The sequence below is a fragment of the Enterococcus sp. DIV0546 genome, from assembly GCF_051712785.1.
GTDB lineage: Bacteria > Bacillota > Bacilli > Lactobacillales > Enterococcaceae > Enterococcus > Enterococcus faecalis.
Genome location: NZ_JBIOPO010000001.1, coordinates 2,459,228 through 2,481,105 on the forward strand (window position 1 = coordinate 2,459,228; position 21,878 = coordinate 2,481,105).

Sequence of the window (21,878 nt, forward strand, 5' to 3'; positions counted from 1 at the left end):
AGGAACTAGCGAGGACATTCGCTAGTTTTTTGGCTTTCTTTCGTCATGAATCGTTTGGTTATATATTTTTCCCCTTCAACAAGGAAAAACAGACTCACAACATGGACGAAAATCATTGCTAATTGAAGGCCATTTAAAGAAGTTGTACCAATTAATTGCTGCGCTACTGGCCAGTAAACTACTAGCGCTTGCAGTAAAAAGAGGATTCCTAATGAAGCAAACAACACTTTATTTTGGAAAAAGCCTGTGCTTAACGATGGATCAACCAACTTACGACAGTTGATCATATACGCTGCTTGCGCTAAGACGATACTTTGTAAGAGGAACGTTTGCTGTAAGGCTTGGCCCTCAAATTGTAATGCCATAAGGTAACCTGGTACCATAATGAGTACCGACACATAGACGATTCTAAAAATACTGTACTTTGTTAAAATGCCTTCGTTGACATCTCTTGGTGGTCGTTTCATGGTATCAGCACTCGCTTTTTCAAAACCTAATGCATAAGACAAAGTAATCGTAGTTACCATGTTTACCCATAATATCTGGACAGGTGTCAACGGTAGAGGATGATTCATTAAAAGCGCCCAGACAACAATTAAGCCTTGTGCCAAAGAAGTTGGCAAGAAGAAGGTAATCGTCTTTTTCAAGTTATCAAAAATGCGGCGTCCTTCTTTCACGGCTTTAGCAATCGTATGGAAATTATCATCTGCCAAAACCATATCTGCGGCTTGTTTGGTTACTTCACTTCCTTTAATTCCCATGGCAATTCCGACATCGGCTTTCTTTAGTGCTGGCGCATCGTTCACGCCATCGCCGGTCATTCCGACAATTTCGCCATTGTTTTGTAACGCCGTGACAATTCGTAATTTATGTTCTGGCGTCGTTCGTGCAAATACATCGACTTTTTGAACATGCTGAGCTAATTCTTCATCTGACATAGCATCAATTTCTAATCCTTCAAGGACTTTTTTCGTATGCTTTAAACCAACTTGCTCGCCAATGGCTTGCGCTGTATCTTTATGGTCTCCGGTAATCATTTTGACGGAAATACCTGCTTCTTGAGATTCTTTGACGGCTTGAATGGCACTTTCTTTTGGCGGATCGATGATGCCTGCCAGTCCAGCAAACGTCAATCCTGACAATGTTTCATGTGTCAGTTCCTGTTGTGACGTAACTGCCTTATAAGCGAAACCTAATACCCGTTGTCCTTTTTGCGCTAATTGCGCAGCTTGTGCTTGCCAAGCACCTTTTTGATTATCAGATAACGTAGAAAGTTGTAACAATACTTCTGGCGCACCTTTGACATAAATAATTGAACCTTCTGCTTGCGGATGGCGAGTGGCCATGTATTTGTAACTTGAACTAAACGGAATTTTCTTTTCTACAGGGCGTAAAGACAGTTGATCCTGATCAACATATTGTAGTAAAGCTAACTCGGTAGGATTCCCTTGCAAGTCGGCGATTTTTTGTTGGTCTTGTAATTTCAATTCTTGACAGTTGGCCATAATCTCTTTGACAATGGTCATTTCTTCAGTCACTACATCCATTACCGTCATTTCATTTTTAGTTAGTGTTCCTGTTTTGTCTGAACAGATAACTGTCATTGAACCTAATGTTTCAACGGAAGGCATGCCTTTAATAATCGCATTTTCTCTAGCCATCTCATGAACACCCATCGATAAAATCATCGTTAACACAGCAGGTAAGCCTTCTGGGATCATTGCTACAATTAATGCAATCATCGCAGAAAATAAGAGGCTCCATTCCATGCCATGACGAAAAGTGGTAAAGAAAATCAGAAACACGATCAAGACCATAATCCCTTGGAAAATTTGCTTGTTTAATTGGTGCATTTTCCGTACGAGCGGCGTTGTTTTTTGATCTACTGACTGCAACGCGTGATTAATTTTTCCAACTTCAGTGGAATCTCCTGTTTCTACTACAACACCTAAGGCCGAACCTGCTTGGACAAGTGTTCCTGAAAAAGCCAAATTCTTTTGATCGCCTGTTGGCAATTCTTCATTCAAGGAACTGGTAATTTTCTCCACGGCTTCTGATTCACCTGTCAAAATTGATTCTTCAATCATCAGATTATGAACATCAAATAAGCGCAAATCTGCTGGGACTACATCACCAGCTTGTAACGTGACTACATCTCCCAGAACCAATGTTTCAGAAGAAACGGTTGTTTTTTGTCCATCAATTAGAACGACTGCCTCTTGGCCCATCATCTGTTTAAGGCCGTCTAATGATTCTTCTGCTTTACGCTCTTGCCAATAACCGACAAAGCCATTGACAAGCACCACTAGAAAAATGATACTTCCTTCGACCACTTCGCCTGTGGCAAATTTTAGAATTGCGGCAGCGAGTAAGACCATCATTAGTAAATCTGTAAAATGTTTGGCTAGCTTTTGCCACGTTTTCAGTTGTTGTTTTTCTTCAATTTTATTTGGACCATTCGTTTGTAAACGTTGCTGACGTTCTTCGCTAGAAAGACCCGTTTGCTTCGTCTTAGTCTGCTCGATTACTTTTGTTGAGGAAAGTTGATACCATTTCATTTCGTGTACCTCCTATTTACTTGATACCTTTATTATAGAGAGGATTTTCTTCACAAAATGGTCGATAATTTCAGTGGCCCCTGAAAAAAATGGGGCCGAGATTATTAAAGAAAAGAACAACCAGCATTTTAGCGGGTTGTTCCTTTCTTTTAAATATTTTCTTGTTCGACCACCAATTGACTTTTGCCAATTAATGCTTTGACATCAATAATTTCACCATTTTTACGTCGGTCTGCTAACTCAACTGAGGTGGTAAACAACAAGTCACTAGAAGAGTTCAACGCTGTTTCAATGGAATCTTGGACTACGCCGACGATAAAGCCAACGCCGACGACTTGCATGGCAATGTCATTGGAAATGCCAAACAAACTACATGCAAGCGGAATTAACAACAAGGAGCCGCCAGCAATTCCTGAAGCCCCACAAGCAGAAACAGCGGCGATGATGCTCAACAATAATGCTAAATAGATTGGTACGGACATGCCTAATGTGTGGACTGCCGCCAATGTCATAATGGTAATCGTAATGGCTGCGCCACCCATATTAATCGTTGCGCCTAGCGGAATAGAGACCGCATAAGATTCTTCATTTAAATCCATTGCTTTCGCCAATTCCATATTAATGGGAATATTGGCCGCAGAACTGCGTGTAAAGAATGCGGGAATCGCACTTTCCTTTAATACAAAAAAGACTAACGGATACGGATTTTGCCGAATATTCCAAAAAACAATCGCTGGATAAACGACTAAAGCAACCACGGCCATCGTACCAATTAACAATAATAGTAACTGACCATACTTGGCTAACCCTGCAATGCCTGTTGTTGCCACCGAATGAAACACCAAACCTAGAATTCCAATTGGCGCAATGCCGATAATCATTTGAACGACCGTGGTAATCCCTGTTGAAAGATTGGCAATCACATCCTTGGTAGCGACCGAACTTTGACGTAACCCAATACCGATTAATGAGGACCAAAATAAAACAGATAAATAATTGCCTTCAATCATCGCTTGAATCGGATTTTGGACAACGCTTGTTAACACATTGCTTAAAACATCACTAAGTTGCGTTGGGGCTGCTTGCGCTTCCTGCGCCGCCTCCAAGACAATCTTAACGGGAAACAGATAGCTTGCCGTCACGGCAACAACAGCTGCCAAAAATGTCGCTAACAGATACACAACTAAAATTGATCCAACATATGTTTTCGCCCCAGCCTTTTGTTGGGCTAGCGACGCAATAATTAAGACAAAAACTAAAATCGGCGCAATTGCTTTTAAGGCGCCCACAAACAATTCACCAAGAACGCTGATGAAGGTCCATTCCGGCACCAAGAAACCCAAGGTGGTTCCAATCACAATCCCTATCATGATTTTTTGAATTAACGATAATTTCCGAATCGCTTTGACCATTCACTTCACGCTCCTTTAAAATAAAATACAGTTTGGGACATACTACCATAATTATTAAGATAAAAAAAGAGTGTTTCTCAAAAAACTTTCATTTTTCGAGAAACACTTGGTCAACTCATCAATTTCGTCTATTTTTCTGAAGACTTTTCCGCTGAATGTTCTTTGTTTTTATGGTGATGGTGGTGATGACTTTGTTTAGAATACAAGTAGGATTTTGCTACGACCGAAATAAACATAGCCATAATCCCCAAGCCTACTGTAGCATAAATCATGGTGAAAATTTTTCCCAAGTCAGTAACTGGATGCACATCTCCATAACCAATCGTGGTTAACGTCATGAAACTTAAATATAACGAATCTAATGGCGACAATTTTTCCACTGTTGAATAAAAAATAGTCCCACTCAACAACGTGGTTGCCAGTAAAAAGAACAAGGCACGAGTGTCTTCTTTTTTTAAGATACCTAAAAAAGATGAAAATAATTTTTTGACAGAAATAAGTAAAGATAGCAAAAAAATGACCTCTTTCTATTGTTAATCTCTTCTTAACGTTAGCACTTTTTAGATGAAGTTCAACTTTTTAATTGGTGTGGTTAAAGAAAATTTATTTTTTTGTTATTTATAATACACTTCATCTAAAAACAACCCTTGTGCAGGAGCCGTTTCACCTGCGCCTTCTCGGACTTTTGTTGCGAACAATTCATCAATTATCGCTAATTCTTTGGTGCCTGCACCAATTTCTAAAAGTGTCCCAACGAGGATGCGGACCATTTTATGCAAGAAACCATTGCCCACAAAAGTGAACTGTAACATTTCGCCGTTTCTTTCAATCGTAATCTTTTCAATCGTTCGAGTAGTCGATTTTTTGGTTTTTTTCAATGCTGAAAAACCAATAAAATCATGGGTCCCTATTAATTTTTGGCAAGCTTGTTCCATTTTTTCTTGATCCAACGCTTTGGGAAAGTGAAAACTATGATACCGTTCAAAGGCATTAGGAATTGGGCTATTCCAAACATAGTAGCTGTATTGTTTGCCTGTGGCGTTATACCGTGCATGAAAACGTTCAGGCATTTCTGTAACTTCTTTAACAACAATATCGCCAGGTAAATATCGATTTAAAAAGGATAACATTTCGGTTGTTGTTAGTGAACTAGTCGTTTTAAAATTCGCTACTTGACCACGTGCATGTGTGCCGGCATCCGTTCTGCCTGAGCCAATAATTTCAATCAGTTCACCCGTCATTTGTGTTAAAATACTTTCAATTTTCCCTTGAATCGTTTTCTCTGAATTGCCTAGTCGTTGCCAACCTGAGTATCTTTTACCATCATATTCAATGGTTAATTTTATGTTGCGCATGGGCGAAGCTCCTTCGTATTCTTTTTCTCTCTTATCATAGCAGAAATAGGTGGATTTTTCTTCTTTTCCAAGAGAGCCTGGGACAAAAATCACTTTGGATTTTTGTTCCAGGCTTAAAAATTGATAAACGGCGGGAACAAAAGCAACTCCTTCGGAAATAAGCCGAAATTCTCCAAAAATTAAAGAACAATTTTCGGAAATTCCTTCTTATTTCTCGGAGTTAAACACTTCTGTCCCGACCTCTTAGTTTAATCCTGCAATTTTCAATTCTTCAACATTCGCTGCTTTAGCATTTTCAGTCACTACGGCTTTAAATGTCACTTGGTCGCCCTCTTTTAGGAATAGCGCCAGCGGACTGTTATTAGTTGTTACGCTAAAAATGGTTTTTTCATCTTCTAGTAAAAATGAAACTACCGTTTGCGCTTCCCCAGCTACTACTGAGACACGAGCTACTTTACCTTGCATCGTTTTCAAGTTGGCTTTGTCTGTATTTTCATTGTTACTTCCTTTGGTTACTAACTCAATTCGATAAGCGTCTAATGCGCCTTGTGCCGTGTCTGCATCAATTACAATATCATTATCTACAGCGTTTATATAAACATATTTTTTGAAAATCCCTTTACTGTCCATTAACGAAACAATCCACGTTGGCACGCCATCAATGTTATAAAGGACTGGCATACTAGCTTTCCATTTCTTTTCTGGATAAATTTTTGAGGCGATAGAAATGGCGCCATCACTATCCATAATGCCGACTTTAGTATCACGATAATACGTAACTTGACCTGTTCGGGCATTGATTAAGGAGTAACCTAAAGCGGAATCTTGGTCTTTTTCACTACTTGTAAAGTCCGTAAAATAAAGCAACTGGTTCCCTTCCTTGTTCATCATCGGCGTAATTTGTCCTGATGCATAAATACCATTTTCAGTTGGAATTTTAACATCTTTTTTGGCACCAAACATTGTCTGGTTCCACCAGCCTTGACTGTAACGACCAAAGAATTCATTTAAGCTATTCGCCGCTGAGCTAGTAATCGGCGCATCAACGAAACTTGGGGCTTTTTGACTGTCATAAACGTTAACTTCTCCTGTTGTAGCATTTAATACCGCCGTTTTAAATTCATTATAGTGCATGCGACCAGAAACCCCATACTCTTTGTAAAGCGTTTGAATATAGTAAGGATTCCCTTGGTCGTCCAGCTCTAAATTGATTGTGCCAGTTGCTGCATAACCTGGATAAGCGGAGTAAATTTTTCGTGCGGCATCTTTGCCAAAGTAAGCTGAAGGAGTATAAACAATTGGTTTTTCTACAAATTCTGGCTGTGCGTTGATATCTGTCGCACTAATGATGAAATAGCCAGGTACTTCCCCCAGTTTTAGCCATTTAAAGAAGCCATTAAATTCGACTGTTGCTACATAAACATACTCGCCATTGACAACTTGTGCCGTTATACCATCCAAAGTAAACATATTGGAATTGGGAATGACAGAAAATTTCTGTAACATTTTTCGTTTCGCCGTTTGTGGTGCAATCGCAATGGGTGTTTCTTTCGCCGAAGTTAAAACTTCAGCTTTTTCTTCCGTTTTTAAAGGAATCGTTTGATAAATTTCATCAATAGAAGAGATTCTGGTAATACTACTGACAATAGTCAACAAAATCATTGCCAAAACGGCAACACCCAAAATTTTGCCAGACCAGTCTTTGTTAGCCGTTTTGTTGGTATTCTTCCCTACTTCTTTGCGGCCCTTTTGGATACCAGGAACTTCGACTTTACTAGCTAAGCGTGTACTTAATAACACCCCACTAGCAATCACTGCGCCAATCAGATTAATCCATAACACGGTTGAAAGATTTTTACTTGGCAAAGTCACAAATAAAAAGATACCTAACAAGAGCAATTCCATCACCATTAATAGAATGGTCCCCTTACTCTTTTTCCCTTTATTCGCTACAATTTTGGCGCCATTCGCAACTAAGATCCCGATACCAAAAAATAACGTTAACCCAATAAAATTAAAAAACATTCACTTGCCCTCCTCATAGATAAGTAAAAAAAGTGCTCCCACGCATTGTAGAAGCACTTCCTGTGATCCATTCTATTATAACGTTTTCTATTTTTACTGACAATATCGTTGAAGCAAAATCAGTCGGAAGGCTTAGAGTTTGGAAGAATGTTTATTTCTCTGGCTGAATATAAGGAACGATAGGTGCGGTCACGCCAATTGAAGCCCCACGAACAAAAGGTTCATTTTGTAAGGCTTTGAAATTTTTGGTTTGTCCGGTGAGCATGACTCCCCAAATAGGTAATTTTTCGACTTTTTTATTTTTATTTTGTTGGATAAACTTTTGGCCTTCTTGATTGTCAGCAAACAACGGGGATTTTTCTAAGGTTTCAAAAAAGTGTTGCTTGTCGTTTTCAGGATCAAATATTTCGTTTTGATCGTCCATGCTTAATTGAAAACCATAAGGCAGAGTACCAGAAGGACCCTCTTTTTCATTAACCGTTTCGGAGTAAACATAGAGCCAAACTAAGTTGACATTGCTCGGTAACATTTTGCGGACTTCTTCATATGGATAAGGTTTATCAAAAGAAATCGCCACTTCCGCTACTTGGTTTTCCATTTTATCTAATTCACTTAATTCGTTTTTGATACCACCATAGTAATTGGTAATCGCTGGGTTATAAAAAGATGCTACTTTCTGCTTGGTTTGTCGGTTGTATTCATAAAAATTCTTAGAAGAATAATAGCTACCAGGATAGACTTCATTCCAGTCAATCGAATTTCTGAAAAAGCTATATCTGCTACGTAAATTACTCCACTCCACCGTGTAACCATCAATATTTTTTGAACGATTAGTTACAACTTCGCCCCCAAAAGGCGAACTATTAGCAATTACTTGGGAATCTAATTGAGTGTTTGGTGAAGCAATCATTTCTTGATCATTAATTACTTCTAGTAGGGTATGATAGTTTTTCGTCGAAAGTTTATCCATTCCCACAAAAAAACCGACAAACAATACGGCAAAACTAACAACGGTTATGGCACCAATCACGATAAATTGTTTTCTTTTCGCTTTACGAATACTTTTTTTTAAATCCACTTCTATTCCTCCAGTTCTTTTTTTAATTTTTGACGTGTGCGATACAATTTTTTGCGAACATTTTCAACAGATAATTCTAAAATCAACGCAATCTCGGCATACGATAATTGATAATAATATTTCAAAAGCAATAGTTCTTGTTCCTCATCTTTTAAGGAATCAATCAATAATAATAACTCTTGCCCTTCCATTTTTTCTATTGATTGCACAGGATGGCTGTTTGCCACAAAAGTGCGTTCTCGTTTCTTTTTTCGATACATCGTAATGTAGTAATTAAATGTTACTCGGAAAAACCACGGGCGTAGATTTTCTGATGTAATTTCAGGTAATATTGAAAAAATCGTTGTATACGTTTGCGACACTGCATCTTGTGCATCTTCAAGACTTGCTCCTCGGCGAATCAAGACTTGGATGACTTCTTGCCCCAAAGAAAATAGTACTTCGTCAAAATTTGCCTCCTTTTTCATCTGATTTCTCCTTTCACTTATACAACGTTTCAACTAGGGAAAAAGTGGACAGTCCTTCGTTCATTATTTTTATGTATTTTTTCTCTCAATAAAAAATACTCCTGCTTAGGCAGAAGCATTTTTTGTTTTTTCTTATTTATCATTTTCCAATGACTAATCTTCGTGTATAAACGGCTTGCCCAGAATGCATCACTGCATCATCAATCGCTGAAACTAAACGCACTTGTCTAGTCACCGGCGGGGTCCAATTTTTATCAATCACGTCTGACAATTGTTCTTCTTTGACTTGGTCTAAATAGCTTTTGGTAAGTGCCACACTGGCAGCCAAATAGTCACTAAGCAATTGCTTTTCTGCCACCACGACTTTCGCCGCTTCTTCTGGTGTGTGATGCCAGTCTTCTGTTTCATCTGGCAAATCCAAGGCAAATTTTTCTGTCCAGTGTTGGCTAAGCCATAACGGCTCACTATGATTAAGTGCGGAAATTTGTAGGTCTAATTCTCTGGCTGTGTGCCACATTAGCCAAGTAACAGACTTAATTAATGGTGCGGGCATCGTGTTTGCTTCGGCAACGGTCATTTGCGCAAGTGTTTCTTCAAAACGTTCGTGCGCTCGGTCAAGGGTTTCACTAGAAAGTTGAGTGACTTTCATAAAAATACCTCCTTTGTGTTGGTGCCTGTTCTTTCGTTTCTATTTTCTATTATACTGCAAAAGAATCCGTTGTAGTTCTTTTTTGGCTGCGGTATCTGCGGAAAGGGTAAAGATCACTTTCTTTCTTCAAAAATAACACCCCCCTAAGTAAAAAAGAATTGACAATTCTCGTAGTTTCCCTTAGTATGTGGAAAAGTACCTTTAAGATAGTCCGAGAGGCTAACAAGGCAAAGTTCTGTAAAATTCTGTATTTTTGTATAGTGAATGATACGAGATGTCTTGCCCTTTTTTTGTGTGCAAGGCTTTTTTTGCGCGGTGCTTAATCAATTTATTTGGGAGGCAACAAAGTGGAAAAGAAAAAACGTGAAGTGAAAGGTATCTCATTTACCAAAAAAATGGTGATTTCATTGGTGGGAGGTTTAATCGTTGGGCTCGGCTTTTTATTTTTAAGAGAGCACCTTATTCGCAGCAATCAAGGCGCTGTGTGGCAGACAATCAATCAGATTCTTTTCCAAGATATTTCAGATCCTGAAAAAGGACAATCTGCGATTGGGCTTTTCTATATTATTGGTCAACTATTTATCAACGGCCTACAATTAGTGATTGTGCCGATGGTCTTTACTTCAATTACTTTAGCCATTTGTCATATTACCGATACGCAAAAATTAGGACGAATTTCTTATAAAACAATTTTTGGCTTTTTATCGATGTCACTGATTGCTCTATTAACGGCAGGAATTGTGGGCTATAGCGTATATTTAACTGGCGCTTTTAATGTGTCGTTATCTGAAACGCTAGCTCCTGTCGAAGTAAGTACAAGCGGCAACCCATTAATGGTGATAGTCAATGCTGTCACGAAAAATATCGGTTCTGCATTTAGCGACAATGGTGCGATTTTAGCTGTTGTTGTGTTGGCAGTGATTACTGGTTTATGTATTAATGCATTAGGGGATAAAATTCGTGTTTTCAAAAAATTAATTGAAGAAGTCAATGCGATGGTCACGTTATTTTTAACCTTTGTAATTACTAAATTTGCTCCTATCGCCGTCTTTATGTTGTTAGTTCGGACGTTTGCTTCTTACGGGATTGATTATTTAAAACCAGCGTTAGTCTACGTCGTAACAACGACAGCGACGCTCTTAGCCTTTTTGATGATCGGTTACCCATTATTTATCTTATTTGCGACAAAATTAAATCCTATTCCTTTTATTAAAAAGATTATGAAAGTTGTGGTCTTTGGATTTTCTACTTCTTCTTCGGCAGCCACTTTACCGTTAAATACAAAAACAACGGTTGAAGAGTTAGGTGTCGACAGCGATGTTGCCGCCTTTGTCTTGCCGTTAGGAATGACTATTAATATGAACGGCACAGCGATTATGCAAGTAATTGCGGCTATTTTTGTGGCGGGCGTAGCTGGTTATGAAGTGACACCAGCTAATATTGCCTTGATTGCCATTTTAGCTTTAATGTCATCTATTGGTACACCGGCGGCACCTGGCGCTGGCGGAATTATCCTTTTCACTATTTTAACTGGTTTAAACTATAACAATGAGATTGCGATTGCGACGTATTCATTGATTTTAGCCATTAATCGTCCAATCGAAATGCTCGTTACTAGCCTAAACGTGGTTGGTGATAGCGCCACTGCGATTTATGTCGCACATTCGGAAGATTTGTTGGATGAAGCCACTTATCTGACTGATGTCGCTGACTTGCAAAATGCGGAAGCGGAGTAATTAATGAAAAAGCAGACTTCTTGTATGGATAGGACTCAAAATCATATTAAACAGAGCGGAAATTCCGCTCTGTTTCTTTATAAAAATAAGGGTATAAATTAATTTTCTATTTCTTCTTTTTCGTTAATCATTATGTCCACTCGATTTCTCAGACCATATAGAAGTTCTAAATCGAGGTGACCAATTAATATATCTAGTAAGGCAAGATCTTTTGCAGTTTTTTTATAGTATTCTTCAATTATGCTAGAACTATCTCTATCATTTTCCATTAATTCTGACTCTGTAGATTTCCTGAAGTATTCATTAGAAACTAACTCACTAATTTCTGATGATATTTTTTCTAGTTTCTCAGATTCATTCATCATAGTAGCGAATTGTAATTCCTCAAAAAGGTTATAGCTAATTAAATTACCATATTGAAACTGTTGATTGTATTCATGCTTAATTAAATCTATTATATTATCTTCACTCAAATCTACTCGAGAATATGTTTCGAGTATCCACTCATCAACAAATCTTCTTCTCAAGTTGAAACTATCAAAAAAGTACGAACGCTCTTTCATATCATCTATTCCAGTTGCCACTATTTTAGATATTGACTGTACAGCATATAAAATGCCTATATTATAATCCTCTTTGATATAACATATACGTCCTGCTATATCAGGTCTTTTATCCTTATAATAATTAAATATTTCATCTAAAGGATTAAGCGTATAATTTTTGAAAAAAAAGGAAGCATCAAATCTTCCATTACTTTCTCCATAAAGAAAAATGTCGTTACTTTTTTCAAAAAATAAAATTAGATTCTTGTACTTTGTTAGAATATCATTTCCTAAATCACTTACTATATAAAAAGTCATATATTTATTATGTTTCTTGATTTCTTCATCAGTAAGTATTGCTTTTGCTTCTGATATCAGTAAACTCTTTGTTAGTCCAGGTTTTTTATTTAAAAGTTGATTTAATTCTGAGACAGTGAAATACTTTAAAAATTCTTTTGGTGTACTTTCCCGTATAAATTCAGCATCTAAAAGCTTCGAAATGCTTTTAGCAATATTAATTTCCTTATTTCTTAGATAAAGACAAAAAGCCCCTCCAGTAACTAGCTTTTTCGAATTCGCTTTTAGTACAGGTTTATTAAGAATATTTTGCAAAACGTAAATATCTTCAAAATTGTAATTTGGCATATGAATCCTCCATAATTTTTTGATTTTTATTTTTTCAACATCTAAAATTGAACTTTACAAATAAACATCCCCCTACTTATGATACGGTTCCCCTTTCATAATCCGAAAACCGCGATAAATTTGTTCCACTAATACCAAACGCATTAACTGATGTGGATAAGTTAAGCGGCCAAAAGAAATTTGTTGGTTACTTCGCTGAAGGACTGAATCACTGAGACCTAAGGAGCCACCAATGACAAAGGTTAGATTACTTTTACCACTAATCCCTAATTGTTCAATTTCTTTTGAAAATTCTTCACTAGATAATTGTTTGCCATTAATGGCTAAAACAAAGACGTATTCGTTGTCATTAATTTTCCCCAAAATACGTTGGCCTTCTTTTTCTTTGACCTGAAGCATTTCAGCGTCACTGAGTTTTTCTGGGGCTTTTTCATCTGGTACTTCAATGATTTCCATCTTGGCATAGCTATTTAAACGTTTCAGATATTCATTAATGCCTTGAATCAGGTATTTTTCTTTCAGTTTTCCGACTGTTACTAGTTTAATTTTCACCTATTCCACTACTTTCTCGTTTTCTCTTCTTTCTTATTTTAGCACGAAGTTTGGCTACTTTCCACAACGTTTCCACATACTTATACACATATACACAGAGTTATCCACAGAACAAACTAAAAAATTACTTTATTTAACAGCTTTTTCAATACAAACACATATTCGCCACTGATTTGTCCACATTATCCACATTCTGTGGATAACTTTCTTAAAAACTATACACAGAGTTATTCCCGATTTGTTCACATTTTTCTGTGTATAACTTTTTCATTCGTATTTTTTCTGTAATTTTTCCCTAAGTTGTTCATAAAAAATTCAAAGCTATTCGATAGACTAAAGGAGTAGGAAACAGATATACTTAATATAGAAAATTCAGATGCACTTATTGGGAGGTTATTTTATGCAACGAAAAGATGTTACACCTAATTCAGATAAAAAAAGTTTATTGCAAAAATTTGGGATTGGTTTAGCTGGCGGCTTACTTGGTGGCGCCCTTATTCTAGGAGGCGCTTATTCTGGGATTATTCCCACACCCAACGGCGGAAATAATGCGGCGACGACGACGTCCACTAATCACGGCGACACAAAAGTCAGCAATGTGAGTTACAATGTTTCTAGCGATGTCACAAAAGCCGTGAAAAAAGTTCAAAATTCTGTGGTTTCTGTCATTAATATGCAAAGTGCTAGCAACAATTCTTCGGCAGATGATCCTTTTGGGGGATTGTTCGGTGGGAATGAAGGTACTCAAGACTCTTCCGGCAACAATGGTAACGATTTAGAAGCAGCCAGTGAAGGTAGTGGGGTTATTTATAAGAAAGATGGTAAAACGGCTTATGTCGTGACAAATAACCACGTCGTGGATAAAGCACAAGGATTGGAAGTTGTTTTATCTGATGGTACCAAAGTGAAAGGCGAGTTAGTCGGAACCGATGCTTACACGGATTTAGCCGTGATTAAAATTTCTTCCGACAAAGTTGATCAAGTCGCTGAGTTTGGGAACTCTAGTAAAATCACAGTCGGTGAGCCTGCGATTGCGATTGGTTCCCCGCTAGGTTCTGATTATGCTAACTCTGTCACACAAGGAATCATCTCTTCTGTGAATAGAAATATTACCAATAAAAACGAATCCGGTGAAACCATCAATATTAATGCCATTCAAACCGATGCTGCCATTAATCCAGGAAACTCTGGTGGTCCACTAATCAATATTGAAGGACAAGTCATTGGCATTAACTCAGTAAAAATTGTGCAATCAACTAGTCAAGTGAGCGTTGAAGGGATGGGCTTTGCCATTCCAAGTAATGACGTAGTCAACATTATCAACCAATTAGAAAAAGATGGTAAAGTGACACGGCCAGCTCTTGGGATTACGATGTCTGATTTAACAGGTATCTCTTCACAACAACAAGAACAAATTTTAAAAATTCCAGCTTCTGTAAAAACTGGCGTAGTGGTTCGTGGTGTTGAAGCAGCGACCCCTGCTGAAAAGGCTGGATTGGAAAAATACGATGTTATCACGAAAGTTGACGGCCAAGACGTAAGCTCTACTACAGATTTACAAAGCGCGCTTTACAAGAAAAAAGTTGGCGATAAAATGGAAGTGACTTATTATCGTGGTTCTAAAGAAATGAAAGCAACCATCGATTTAACCATTGATAAATCAGCTTTAACACAACAAAATAATCGAAGCAATCAATAAAAGAAAGAAACGACCTGTTGTCTGAACAACAGGTCGTTTCTTTCTTTTATTCTCCTACCGCAAATGCAGAACCAACTTCTGCATCAAAAGGCAATTCTAAGATTCCTTTTTTAGCAGGTGCATTTGGTAAACGTAATTCTTTTGCTGAGCAAATCATTCCAAAACTTTCTTCCCCACGTAAAACCCCTGGCCAAATCATTAAACCATCAGGCATCATTGCGCCTGGTTTGGCCACAACTACTTTTTGTCCTGCTTTGATGTTCGGTGCGCCACAAACAATTTGTAAGATTTCGCCGTTGTCTACTTCTGTTTGTGTGATAGATAAATGATCTGAATCTGGGTGTTTTTTACATGATTTGACAAAGCCGACCACAATTTTAGGGTTGTCGTCTTTTTCAAGGGTTTCTGAAAATCCCGCATCTTTAATCGCTGTATTGACTTTTTTGATTTGTTCGTCTGTTAAAGTCACTTGGCCGGTGCCATTAATGTCACCTAGAAGCGCTGAAGCATTGAAAATATTCCAAGCTACCACTGTTTCTGGCGCCTCAACTAAACTTACACGTGCCACATCGCCGACACGTTTTATTTGGTTTTCCGCACCTTGATCGTCCGCAACGATGACAAGTAAGACATCGCCAACGTGTTCTTTATTATATGCAAAAATCATTTTTGTTCCTCCTCTGTCGTTTTCCTGTCTTATCTTATCAAAAATTGACCCATTGTGCATACTTTTTTGTCGAAAAACTAAAAGACTTGGAAAATATGTCACTACGACTTATTCTCCAAGTCCTCAATTTTGAGTGACAAGCCGCTGATCCTTTGAAAAAACAAAAGAAACGTTAGGTCAACTCTCTATTCAATCAATAACTCTTTTTGCTTATTTTTCTTCAGAGTGAACAATTAAGACATCGCAAGGGGCTTGACGAATAATGTAGCTACTGACGCTTCCCATGACCACACGTTCGACTGCGTTTAATCCTGATTGTCCCACCATAATTAAATCAACATTGTATTTTTCAGGTAGTTCATGACTCATGACTTCTTTGGGTGAACCAAACATGGTAACTGTTTCAACATTATGAAAATCAACGCTTTCAGCATACTTTTTACAATCGGCCATTAATTCTTCCGCAGCGGCTGTTTCTTGATCAATTAATTGATCATTTAACGTCGAATACCCCATCATTGTATACACTTGATTTTCTAAAATATTTGCAACAATGACTCGGCTTCCGTTTCGACGAGCAACCTCAATTGCACGTTCATAAGCTAAATTGGCTTGATCACTACCGTCTACGCCGACAAGAATATTTTTATACATTTGTTCTTCCATTTTCGTCACCTTCCCGATGGAGGCTGATCTAAAAGGCTTCTTTGACTAAGAAACTAGAGTCAAAAATGAATTTAGGACCCTTACGCAGAACGCCCTTTTGTCCAGCTGATTCTCTCTTAATTTAATGGTTCCTCTGGTTCATGAAAATTAGCCTAAGCTAGTTAAAAATGCACTGATTTCTTCTTTTGTTTTTCGGTCTTTATTTACTAAGCGTCCTAACTCTTGACCGTTTTCAATTACGACAAAACTCGGAATACCAAAAATATTCCACTCGGCAGCCACGTCAATAAACTGATCACGGTCGACTTCGATAAATTGAAAAGCTGGAAATGCTTCTTCAATTTCAGGCATGACTGGTTTAATGAAACGACAGTCTCCGCACCAATCAGCAGTAAAGAAGAAAACATTTTTACCTTTTTCAACATAAGTTGCTAGTTCTTCTAATGAATTGGGATAAATCATTTAAACATCCTCTACTTTCCGTAAACAATTGTATTAACTGTTGATTTATCCAAGCCACGTAATGCTTGTAACAACATTTCCCGCGCTGCTTCATAATCCGCAATACTAAACATTGTTTGATGCGTATGGATGTAACGACCACAAACGCCGATGACTGTACTTGGTACACCGTTATTAGTTGTGTGCGCTGCCCCAGCATCCGTTCCGCCTTTAGAAACAAAATATTGATACGGAATATTGTGTGTCGCTGCTGTATCCAATAAATATTCACGTAAGCGAGGCAATGTGATCAAACCTGGGTCGAAAATCCGTAATAACGTTCCTTCACCTAAATGACCATATGTCCCTTTTTTCGTGTGAATATCATCTGCCGCTGAACAATCCACCGCAAAGAAGATATCTGGATTAAATTTATGAACAGATGGTTTAGAACCACGTAACCCGACTTCTTCTTGTACGTTTGCCCCAGCAATTAATGTGTGGCCTAATTCTTCATTTTGTAACGTTTCCAATGCATCTAATACCAACGTACAACCATAGCGGTTATCCCATGATTTACTGATAATATTTTTGCCATTAGCTGTTTTAATCGTTTCTGTTTGTGGAACAATGGAATCCCCTGGACGAACACCAAAGCTTTCAGCTTCTTCTTTTGAAGAGAAGCCTGCATCAAATAACACATCAGAGACTTCTAATTGTTTTTGACCACTCGTACCACGCAACAAGTGTGGTGGAATAGATGAAGAAATACATGGATAGTTCCCTTTACTTGTTTTTAACGTAAAACGTTGTGCTGAAACAACATAGGGATTCCAGCCACCTAAAGGAACTACTTGGAATAAACCATTATCGTTAATTTGAGTTAACATGAAGCCAACTTCGTCCATGTGGGCTGCTACCATTACGCGTGGCGCTGCTTCCACTTTTGAACGTTTAATCCCAAAAATACCACCTAAACCATCATATTGAACATCGTCCACTAACGGGGTGATATGTTCTTTCATGTACGCGCGAATGTCGTCTTCAAATCCGCTGGTTCCTTGTAATTCAGTTAATTCCTTGATTCGTTGAAATGTTTTTTCTTCCATAGATGTATGTCCTATTGCTTTTGATTTGTTGGAAATTACGCCAACCAAGCGTCACTTTTTCTCTAAAAAGTCACTTTATCCTGTCGATAAAAATAGGTACTCCTTTCATATGATTTCACTCTTATTATAACGCAAATACTAGAAAATGCACATCGCTTTCTCTTTTTAAACGTGACAATGAGAATGCCCTAAAAGAATGATTGAAAAACTTTTTTTATTTCTCAGCGGCCCCTTCTCTATGGTAAAATAAGAGTGATACTGACAAAAGTAATAGTAAGCAGAAACCGACCAAGGGAGGTCATACAAATGAACGAAGAAAATGAGTTGACATACTTTAAAGGCGGCTTAGCGCTAGGCGTTGGTCTTGGTTTAGTAGGCGGCATTGCCTCAACCTTGTTCTACCATAAGAAAAAAACAATCTCCGCTGATCTCGTCTTAGAAAATGTAAAAGCTGCTTTTTTAAAAGAAGGACCGATTGAAGGTTCGTGGATTGAGTTTGAGAAAAAGCCCTTGCGGAAATTCGCCATCCACTCCAAAACATATACTGGAGGAATTTGCCGCATTGAAGACGACGGCATTGTTCAATACGAATTCACTGCAGATGCCTACACAGGAACTGTCATTGACATTCAACGATTAAAAGATTAAAAAGATTGTTACAAAAGCACTTATTTGCTTTTGTAACAATCTTTTTTTCTTCTCATTTGTTTTTTGTAAAAGGGATGTTTATTTTATGTCAAAAAAATCAAATCAATGATGAATAAATACTCAAAAATCGAATGCTTTCTGCATGGAAATCAGCTTAAATCTTTACTTATCAACGTTTGTCCACTTTTTTCATAAAAAAGATTAGACATTTTTTAAAAATTGATAAAAGAATAATCATTTCTAACGATTTTTTAATTTCTCCTTTTCATTTTTACATTATACTGAGAGTATTGCTAAAAATGAAAAGGAGCGTGTCAAATGAAGAAATCTGTTTTATTTACTTCATTACTTGTATTATCAAGCTTAGCTTTAGCGGCCTGCGGCGGTGGCAGTGACGATAAAGGAGCAAGCAACGGCGGCAGCGACAACCAAGTATACACAATGGTTGAATCCCAAGAAATGCCTAGTGCCGATCCGTCCCTTGCGACAGATGAAGTGAGTTTTACCACTTTAAATAATGTCTACGAAGGAATCTATCGTTTAGATAAAGACAACAAACCCGCGCCTGCTGGTGCAGCCGAAAAAGCGACTGTTTCAGAAGACGGTTTAGTTTACAAAGTTAAATTACGTGAAGAATCAAAATGGTCTGATGGCAAACCAGTTACTGCTGCAGATTACGTTTACGGTTGGCAACGAACAGTGGATCCTGCCACTGCTTCAGAATATGCCTACATGTTTGAACCAGTAAAAAATGCTGAAAAAATTTCTAAAGGGGAACTACCTAAAGAAGAATTGGGCATTAAAGCAATCAATGATCATGAATTAGAAATCACCTTAGAAACAGCAACACCATATTTTGACGATTTATTGGCTTTCCCTTCTTTCTTGCCGCAACGTCAAGATATCGTTGAACGTTTTGGTAAAGATTATACAAAGAGTAGCGATAAAGCAGTCTACAATGGTCCGTTTACGCTAACTGAGTTTGATGGTCCTGGAACAGATACTAAATGGTCTCTAACTAAAAATGAAGAATATTGGGATAAAGAGACTGTCAAGTTAGATAAAGTCGCTATCAACGTGGTGAAAGAAGCCCCAACTGCCTTAAATCTTTATGAAACCGGTGAAGTGGATGATACGTATTTATCTGGCGAACTGGCCCAACAAATGCAAAACTCGCCTGACTTGGTCCAATTAAAAGCCGCTTCTTCTTTCTATTTAGAAATGAATCAAGCAGATGAAAAATCACCATTGACCAACGCAAACTTACGTCGTGCTATGTCTTATGCCATCGATCGCGATTCATTAGCTAAAAACATTTTAGCCAATGGCTCTCTTCCTTCACAAGGCTTCGTTCCTGTGGATGTCGCGAAATCACCAAAAACGGGTGAAGACTTTGTTAAAGAAGCTGGTAGCGACAAATTAGTCAAATACGACAAGAAAAAAGCTGTGGAATACTGGAACAAAGCGAAACAAGAACTTGGTGTTTCCAACTTAACGGTTGATTTAATGGTAGACGACTCTGAAGGCGCTAAAAAAATGGGCGAATATCTTCAAGGATCACTGTCTGATACTTTGGAAGGCTTAAAAGTAACTGTGACACCTGTCCCTATGGCTGTTCGCTTAGATCGTACCTTAAAAGGGGATTTCCAAATCGCTGTTCGTGGTTGGAGTGCCGACTATTCAGACCCAATTAACTTCTTAGATTTATTAGAAAGCTCAACTTCTAATAACCGTGGACGTTACAGCAATCCTGAATACGATAAATTCATTGCTGCGTCCAAAACCACAGATGTTAACGATCCTGAAAAACGCTGGGAAGATCTAATCAACGCTGAAAAAACAGTAATTGCTGATATGGGTGTTGTGCCAATTTACCAAAAAGCAGAATCACACTTACGTGCACCAAACGTGAAAGAAATTATTTATCATCCAACAGGTGCTAAATACGACTTCAAGTGGGCGTATAAAGAATAATCACTCGATTAAATTTAGAAAAAGATTTGGAACAATAGCCAAAATCGCTATTGTTCCAAATCTTTTTTATATAATCCCGATTAAAGAACCTAACAACCCAAAAATCACAGTAAAAATAATTAAAGCAATCGGCGTACGTCCTTTTTTCAACATAATAAAACAAAACAGCGTAAACACTAACGGTAATAAATTGGGCATGATTGTATCAAACAATTGTGTTTGAAGGTCTAACTTAGTATCTTTCAAGCGAAAAACAAAAGTTGTCGTTAATTGTACACTCTTCGGAATCAACGCGCCCACCACGGAAATTCCTACAATTGTTGCTGAACGAGATAATTTTTTGGTACTTTCGCTTAAAACTGAAATTGCTTTGACGCCCATTTTATAACCTAGATTAATTAACCCAATTTTGGCAGCCATATACGGAATATTAAATAACAACAAGAAAACAATTGGTCCTAAGATATTGCCTTCTAATGATAGTTGTGAACCAATCGCTGCTGCAATCGGCAAAACGGTTAAATAAAATAGCGCATCCCCAATTCCGCCTAACGGGCCCATCAACGCTGTTTTAATCGCTTGAATGGATTTTGGTGATTCTTTTGACTCTTCCATTGCAATAATCACACCATGCATGAATGTCACCAATTGTGGATTCGTGTTCATAAATTGTAAATGATTTTCCAAAGAAAGAGCTAAGTCTTCTTTATCACGATGAATCTTTTTCAATCCTGGAATTAATGAGTAGGTCCAGCCGCCTGCTTGCATTCTTTCATAATTAAATGAAGATTGTAGCAGATACGAACGGAACATTATTTTTTTTAACTCTTTTTTTGTTATTACTTTTTCGGATATCGTATCATTATATGTTTCTTCAGATGCCATCTTCTTCAAACCCTCCATTATTATTTGATGCAGTGACTGTATTATTTCTTTGTGCGTAAAATTCATATAAAGCAATTGCGACAGCTAAACCTGCAACCGCTAATGTATCTAATCCTAAATAGGCAGCCATAACAAACCCAAAAATAAAGAACGGCACGTAGGATGTTTCCCACATCGTTTTTAATAACATGGCGAAACCTACTGCTGGCATCATACCACCTGCAACGCTCAAGCCATGAATACTCCATTCAGGTAGAATAGAAATGAAACTAGATGCTTTATCAGCACCAAAGAAAATACATAAAAACACTACAAAAAAATAACAAATGAATAAAACGATTGGGACAAAATTAGACAATCTTTCGATCCCTCTTGTATCTGCTTTTTTTGCATAAGCATCAAATTTATGCATAATTGGTGACATCGCTGTATATAACAAGGTAATTAACGCTTGCGCTGCAACTGCGAAAGGAACAGCCAACCCTACGGTTACTTGCGGGTCAGATTTTGTGATAATTGCTAACGCTGTTCCAATAACTCCCCCAATTACTACGTTGGGTGGTTGCGCACCGCCGATTGCTACTGCACCAATCCAAACTAACTCTAGCGTTGCTCCAGTGATTAACCCTGTGTTGACATCTCCCAATATTAAACCAACAATCAGCCCTGTAACAATCGGACGATGAATATGTGTCTGTAAGACAAGCTTATCAACCCCTGCTATCCCAGCCCAAATTCCTACCAAAATTGCCTGTACTAACATTTTT

20 protein-coding genes are annotated in these 21,878 nt (G+C 37.9%); 4 read left to right on the forward strand and 16 right to left on the reverse strand.

The annotated features are described in order from the left end of the window. Nucleotides 1-5: 5 nt before the first annotated feature. From IGJ24_RS11940 to gst, 8 genes are all read right to left on the reverse strand, one after another. Entirely contained in the window at nt 6-2,558 is a 2,553-nt protein-coding gene (locus IGJ24_RS11940; RefSeq protein ID WP_010777972.1) for a cation-transporting P-type ATPase, read from the reverse strand. A 149-nt stretch (nt 2,559-2,707) separates the two neighbouring features. Then, nucleotides 2,708-3,970 (reverse strand): serine/threonine transporter SstT, encoded by a 1,263-nt coding sequence (gene sstT, locus IGJ24_RS11945; protein ID WP_002355037.1) that lies wholly within the window; start codon nt 3,968-3,970, stop codon nt 2,708-2,710. Between the two features lie 128 nt (nt 3,971-4,098). After that, nucleotides 4,099-4,482 (reverse strand): potassium channel family protein, encoded by a 384-nt coding sequence (locus IGJ24_RS11950; RefSeq protein WP_002367385.1) that lies wholly within the window; start codon nt 4,480-4,482, stop codon nt 4,099-4,101. Nucleotides 4,483-4,584: 102 nt separating this feature from the next. After that, nucleotides 4,585-5,325, reverse strand: coding sequence for a tRNA pseudouridine(38-40) synthase TruA (truA, locus tag IGJ24_RS11955; protein ID WP_002378930.1), 741 nt, complete (start codon nt 5,323-5,325; stop codon nt 4,585-4,587). Between the two features lie 243 nt (nt 5,326-5,568). Beyond that, nucleotides 5,569-7,350: a hypothetical protein gene (locus IGJ24_RS11960; RefSeq protein WP_002378931.1), complete on the reverse strand. Its 1,782-nt coding sequence runs from the start codon at nt 7,348-7,350 to the stop codon at nt 5,569-5,571. 151 nt (nt 7,351-7,501) lie between these two features. Further along, on the reverse strand, nt 7,502-8,428 hold the full coding sequence (locus tag IGJ24_RS11965; RefSeq protein WP_002359103.1) for an anti-sigma factor: 927 nt from the start codon (nt 8,426-8,428) through the stop codon (nt 7,502-7,504). Between the two features lie 2 nt (nt 8,429-8,430). Further along, nucleotides 8,431-8,895 carry an RNA polymerase sigma factor gene (locus IGJ24_RS11970; protein ID WP_002383292.1) on the reverse strand — a complete coding sequence of 155 codons (465 nt, stop codon included), beginning with the start codon at nt 8,893-8,895 and terminating at the stop codon, nt 8,431-8,433. A gap of 139 nt (nt 8,896-9,034) precedes the next feature. Further along, nucleotides 9,035-9,544 carry a DinB family glutathione transferase gene (gst, locus tag IGJ24_RS11975; protein ID WP_002409189.1) on the reverse strand — a complete coding sequence of 170 codons (510 nt, stop codon included), beginning with the start codon at nt 9,542-9,544 and terminating at the stop codon, nt 9,035-9,037. A gap of 332 nt (nt 9,545-9,876) precedes the next feature. On the opposite strand from gst, the gene IGJ24_RS11980 reads away from it, so the two are divergent. Then, nucleotides 9,877-11,280, forward strand: a complete 1,404-nt coding sequence (locus IGJ24_RS11980; protein ID WP_002394017.1) for a dicarboxylate/amino acid:cation symporter — start codon at nt 9,877-9,879, stop codon at nt 11,278-11,280. 98 nt (nt 11,281-11,378) lie between these two features. Here the strand turns inward: IGJ24_RS11980 and IGJ24_RS11985 are convergent, their stop codons facing one another. Further along, complete coding sequence (locus IGJ24_RS11985; protein WP_284955209.1) at nt 11,379-12,470, reverse strand: hypothetical protein; 1,092 nt, start codon at nt 12,468-12,470, stop codon at nt 11,379-11,381. Nucleotides 12,471-12,542: 72 nt separating this feature from the next. Further along, entirely contained in the window at nt 12,543-13,022 is a 480-nt protein-coding gene (gene rlmH, locus IGJ24_RS11990) for a 23S rRNA (pseudouridine(1915)-N(3))-methyltransferase RlmH (protein ID WP_002355021.1), read from the reverse strand. A gap of 400 nt (nt 13,023-13,422) precedes the next feature. Here rlmH and IGJ24_RS11995 point away from each other — a divergent pair, with 400 nt between their 5' ends. Further along, entirely contained in the window at nt 13,423-14,721 is a 1,299-nt protein-coding gene (locus IGJ24_RS11995) for a S1C family serine protease (protein WP_002368406.1), read from the forward strand. Nucleotides 14,722-14,767: 46 nt separating this feature from the next. Here IGJ24_RS11995 and ytpR read toward each other — a convergent pair whose 3' ends face one another. The 4 genes from ytpR to pepA form a co-directional block, all read right to left on the reverse strand. Further along, nucleotides 14,768-15,388, reverse strand: coding sequence for a YtpR family tRNA-binding protein (gene ytpR, locus IGJ24_RS12000; protein ID WP_173951597.1), 621 nt, complete (start codon nt 15,386-15,388; stop codon nt 14,768-14,770). Between the two features lie 210 nt (nt 15,389-15,598). Further along, nucleotides 15,599-16,054, reverse strand: coding sequence for a universal stress protein (locus IGJ24_RS12005; RefSeq protein WP_002385249.1), 456 nt, complete (start codon nt 16,052-16,054; stop codon nt 15,599-15,601). Between the two features lie 147 nt (nt 16,055-16,201). Next, nucleotides 16,202-16,516 carry a thioredoxin family protein gene (locus IGJ24_RS12010; protein WP_002355015.1) on the reverse strand — a complete coding sequence of 105 codons (315 nt, stop codon included), beginning with the start codon at nt 16,514-16,516 and terminating at the stop codon, nt 16,202-16,204. 11 nt (nt 16,517-16,527) lie between these two features. After that, complete coding sequence (gene pepA / locus IGJ24_RS12015) at nt 16,528-17,604, reverse strand: glutamyl aminopeptidase (RefSeq protein WP_002355013.1); 1,077 nt, start codon at nt 17,602-17,604, stop codon at nt 16,528-16,530. Between the two features lie 306 nt (nt 17,605-17,910). Between pepA and IGJ24_RS12020 the strand changes: the two genes are divergently transcribed. Both IGJ24_RS12020 and IGJ24_RS12025 read left to right on the forward strand, forming a co-directional pair. Continuing rightward, complete coding sequence (locus IGJ24_RS12020; RefSeq protein ID WP_002355012.1) at nt 17,911-18,252, forward strand: PepSY domain-containing protein; 342 nt, start codon at nt 17,911-17,913, stop codon at nt 18,250-18,252. Between the two features lie 318 nt (nt 18,253-18,570). Then, the gene (locus tag IGJ24_RS12025) at nt 18,571-20,226 is read left to right on the forward strand and encodes a peptide ABC transporter substrate-binding protein (protein WP_002355011.1); all 1,656 of its coding nucleotides are present in this window, start codon (nt 18,571-18,573) and stop codon (nt 20,224-20,226) included. Nucleotides 20,227-20,292: 66 nt separating this feature from the next. On the opposite strand, the gene IGJ24_RS12030 is transcribed toward IGJ24_RS12025, so the two are convergent. Together IGJ24_RS12030 and agaW are read right to left on the reverse strand one after the other, a co-directional pair. Continuing rightward, a complete protein-coding gene (locus IGJ24_RS12030) occupies nt 20,293-21,129 on the reverse strand; it encodes a PTS system mannose/fructose/sorbose family transporter subunit IID (RefSeq protein ID WP_002396861.1) in 837 nt (278 codons plus the stop codon). Beyond that, nucleotides 21,101-21,874, reverse strand: a complete 774-nt coding sequence (gene agaW, locus IGJ24_RS12035) for a PTS N-acetylgalactosamine transporter subunit IIC (RefSeq protein ID WP_202562659.1) — start codon at nt 21,872-21,874, stop codon at nt 21,101-21,103. The genes IGJ24_RS12030 and agaW overlap by 29 nt, the downstream gene beginning before the upstream one ends. Between the last annotated feature and the right edge of the window lie 4 nt (nt 21,875-21,878).

Bases quoted from the DNA above. Each gene is read 5' to 3' on its own strand.
- IGJ24_RS11970 (WP_002383292.1), bottom strand. From the start codon at position 8,895: ATGAAAAAGGAGGCAAATTTTGACGAAGTACTATTTTCTTTGGGGCAA.
- IGJ24_RS11995 (WP_002368406.1), top strand. From the start codon at position 13,423: ATGCAACGAAAAGATGTTACACCTAATTCAGATAAAAAAAGTTTATTG.
- pepA (WP_002355013.1), bottom strand. From the start codon at position 17,604: ATGGAAGAAAAAACATTTCAACGAATCAAGGAATTAACTGAATTACAA.
- ytpR (WP_173951597.1), bottom strand. From the start codon at position 15,388: ATGATTTTTGCATATAATAAAGAACACGTTGGCGATGTCTTACTTGTC.
- IGJ24_RS11940 (WP_010777972.1), bottom strand. From the start codon at position 2,558: ATGAAATGGTATCAACTTTCCTCAACAAAAGTAATCGAGCAGACTAAG.
- IGJ24_RS11985 (WP_284955209.1), bottom strand. From the start codon at position 12,470: ATGCCAAATTACAATTTTGAAGATATTTACGTTTTGCAAAATATTCTT.
- IGJ24_RS12020 (WP_002355012.1), top strand. From the start codon at position 17,911: ATGAACGAAGAAAATGAGTTGACATACTTTAAAGGCGGCTTAGCGCTA.
- gst (WP_002409189.1), bottom strand. From the start codon at position 9,544: ATGAAAGTCACTCAACTTTCTAGTGAAACCCTTGACCGAGCGCACGAA.
- IGJ24_RS12005 (WP_002385249.1), bottom strand. From the start codon at position 16,054: ATGGAAGAACAAATGTATAAAAATATTCTTGTCGGCGTAGACGGTAGT.
- truA (WP_002378930.1), bottom strand. From the start codon at position 5,325: ATGCGCAACATAAAATTAACCATTGAATATGATGGTAAAAGATACTCA.
- IGJ24_RS12025 (WP_002355011.1), top strand. From the start codon at position 18,571: ATGAAGAAATCTGTTTTATTTACTTCATTACTTGTATTATCAAGCTTA.
- agaW (WP_202562659.1), bottom strand. From the start codon at position 21,874: ATGTTAGTACAGGCAATTTTGGTAGGAATTTGGGCTGGGATAGCAGGG.
- IGJ24_RS12030 (WP_002396861.1), bottom strand. From the start codon at position 21,129: ATGGAGGGTTTGAAGAAGATGGCATCTGAAGAAACATATAATGATACG.
- IGJ24_RS12010 (WP_002355015.1), bottom strand. From the start codon at position 16,516: ATGATTTATCCCAATTCATTAGAAGAACTAGCAACTTATGTTGAAAAA.
- sstT (WP_002355037.1), bottom strand. From the start codon at position 3,970: ATGGTCAAAGCGATTCGGAAATTATCGTTAATTCAAAAAATCATGATA.
- IGJ24_RS11960 (WP_002378931.1), bottom strand. From the start codon at position 7,350: ATGTTTTTTAATTTTATTGGGTTAACGTTATTTTTTGGTATCGGGATC.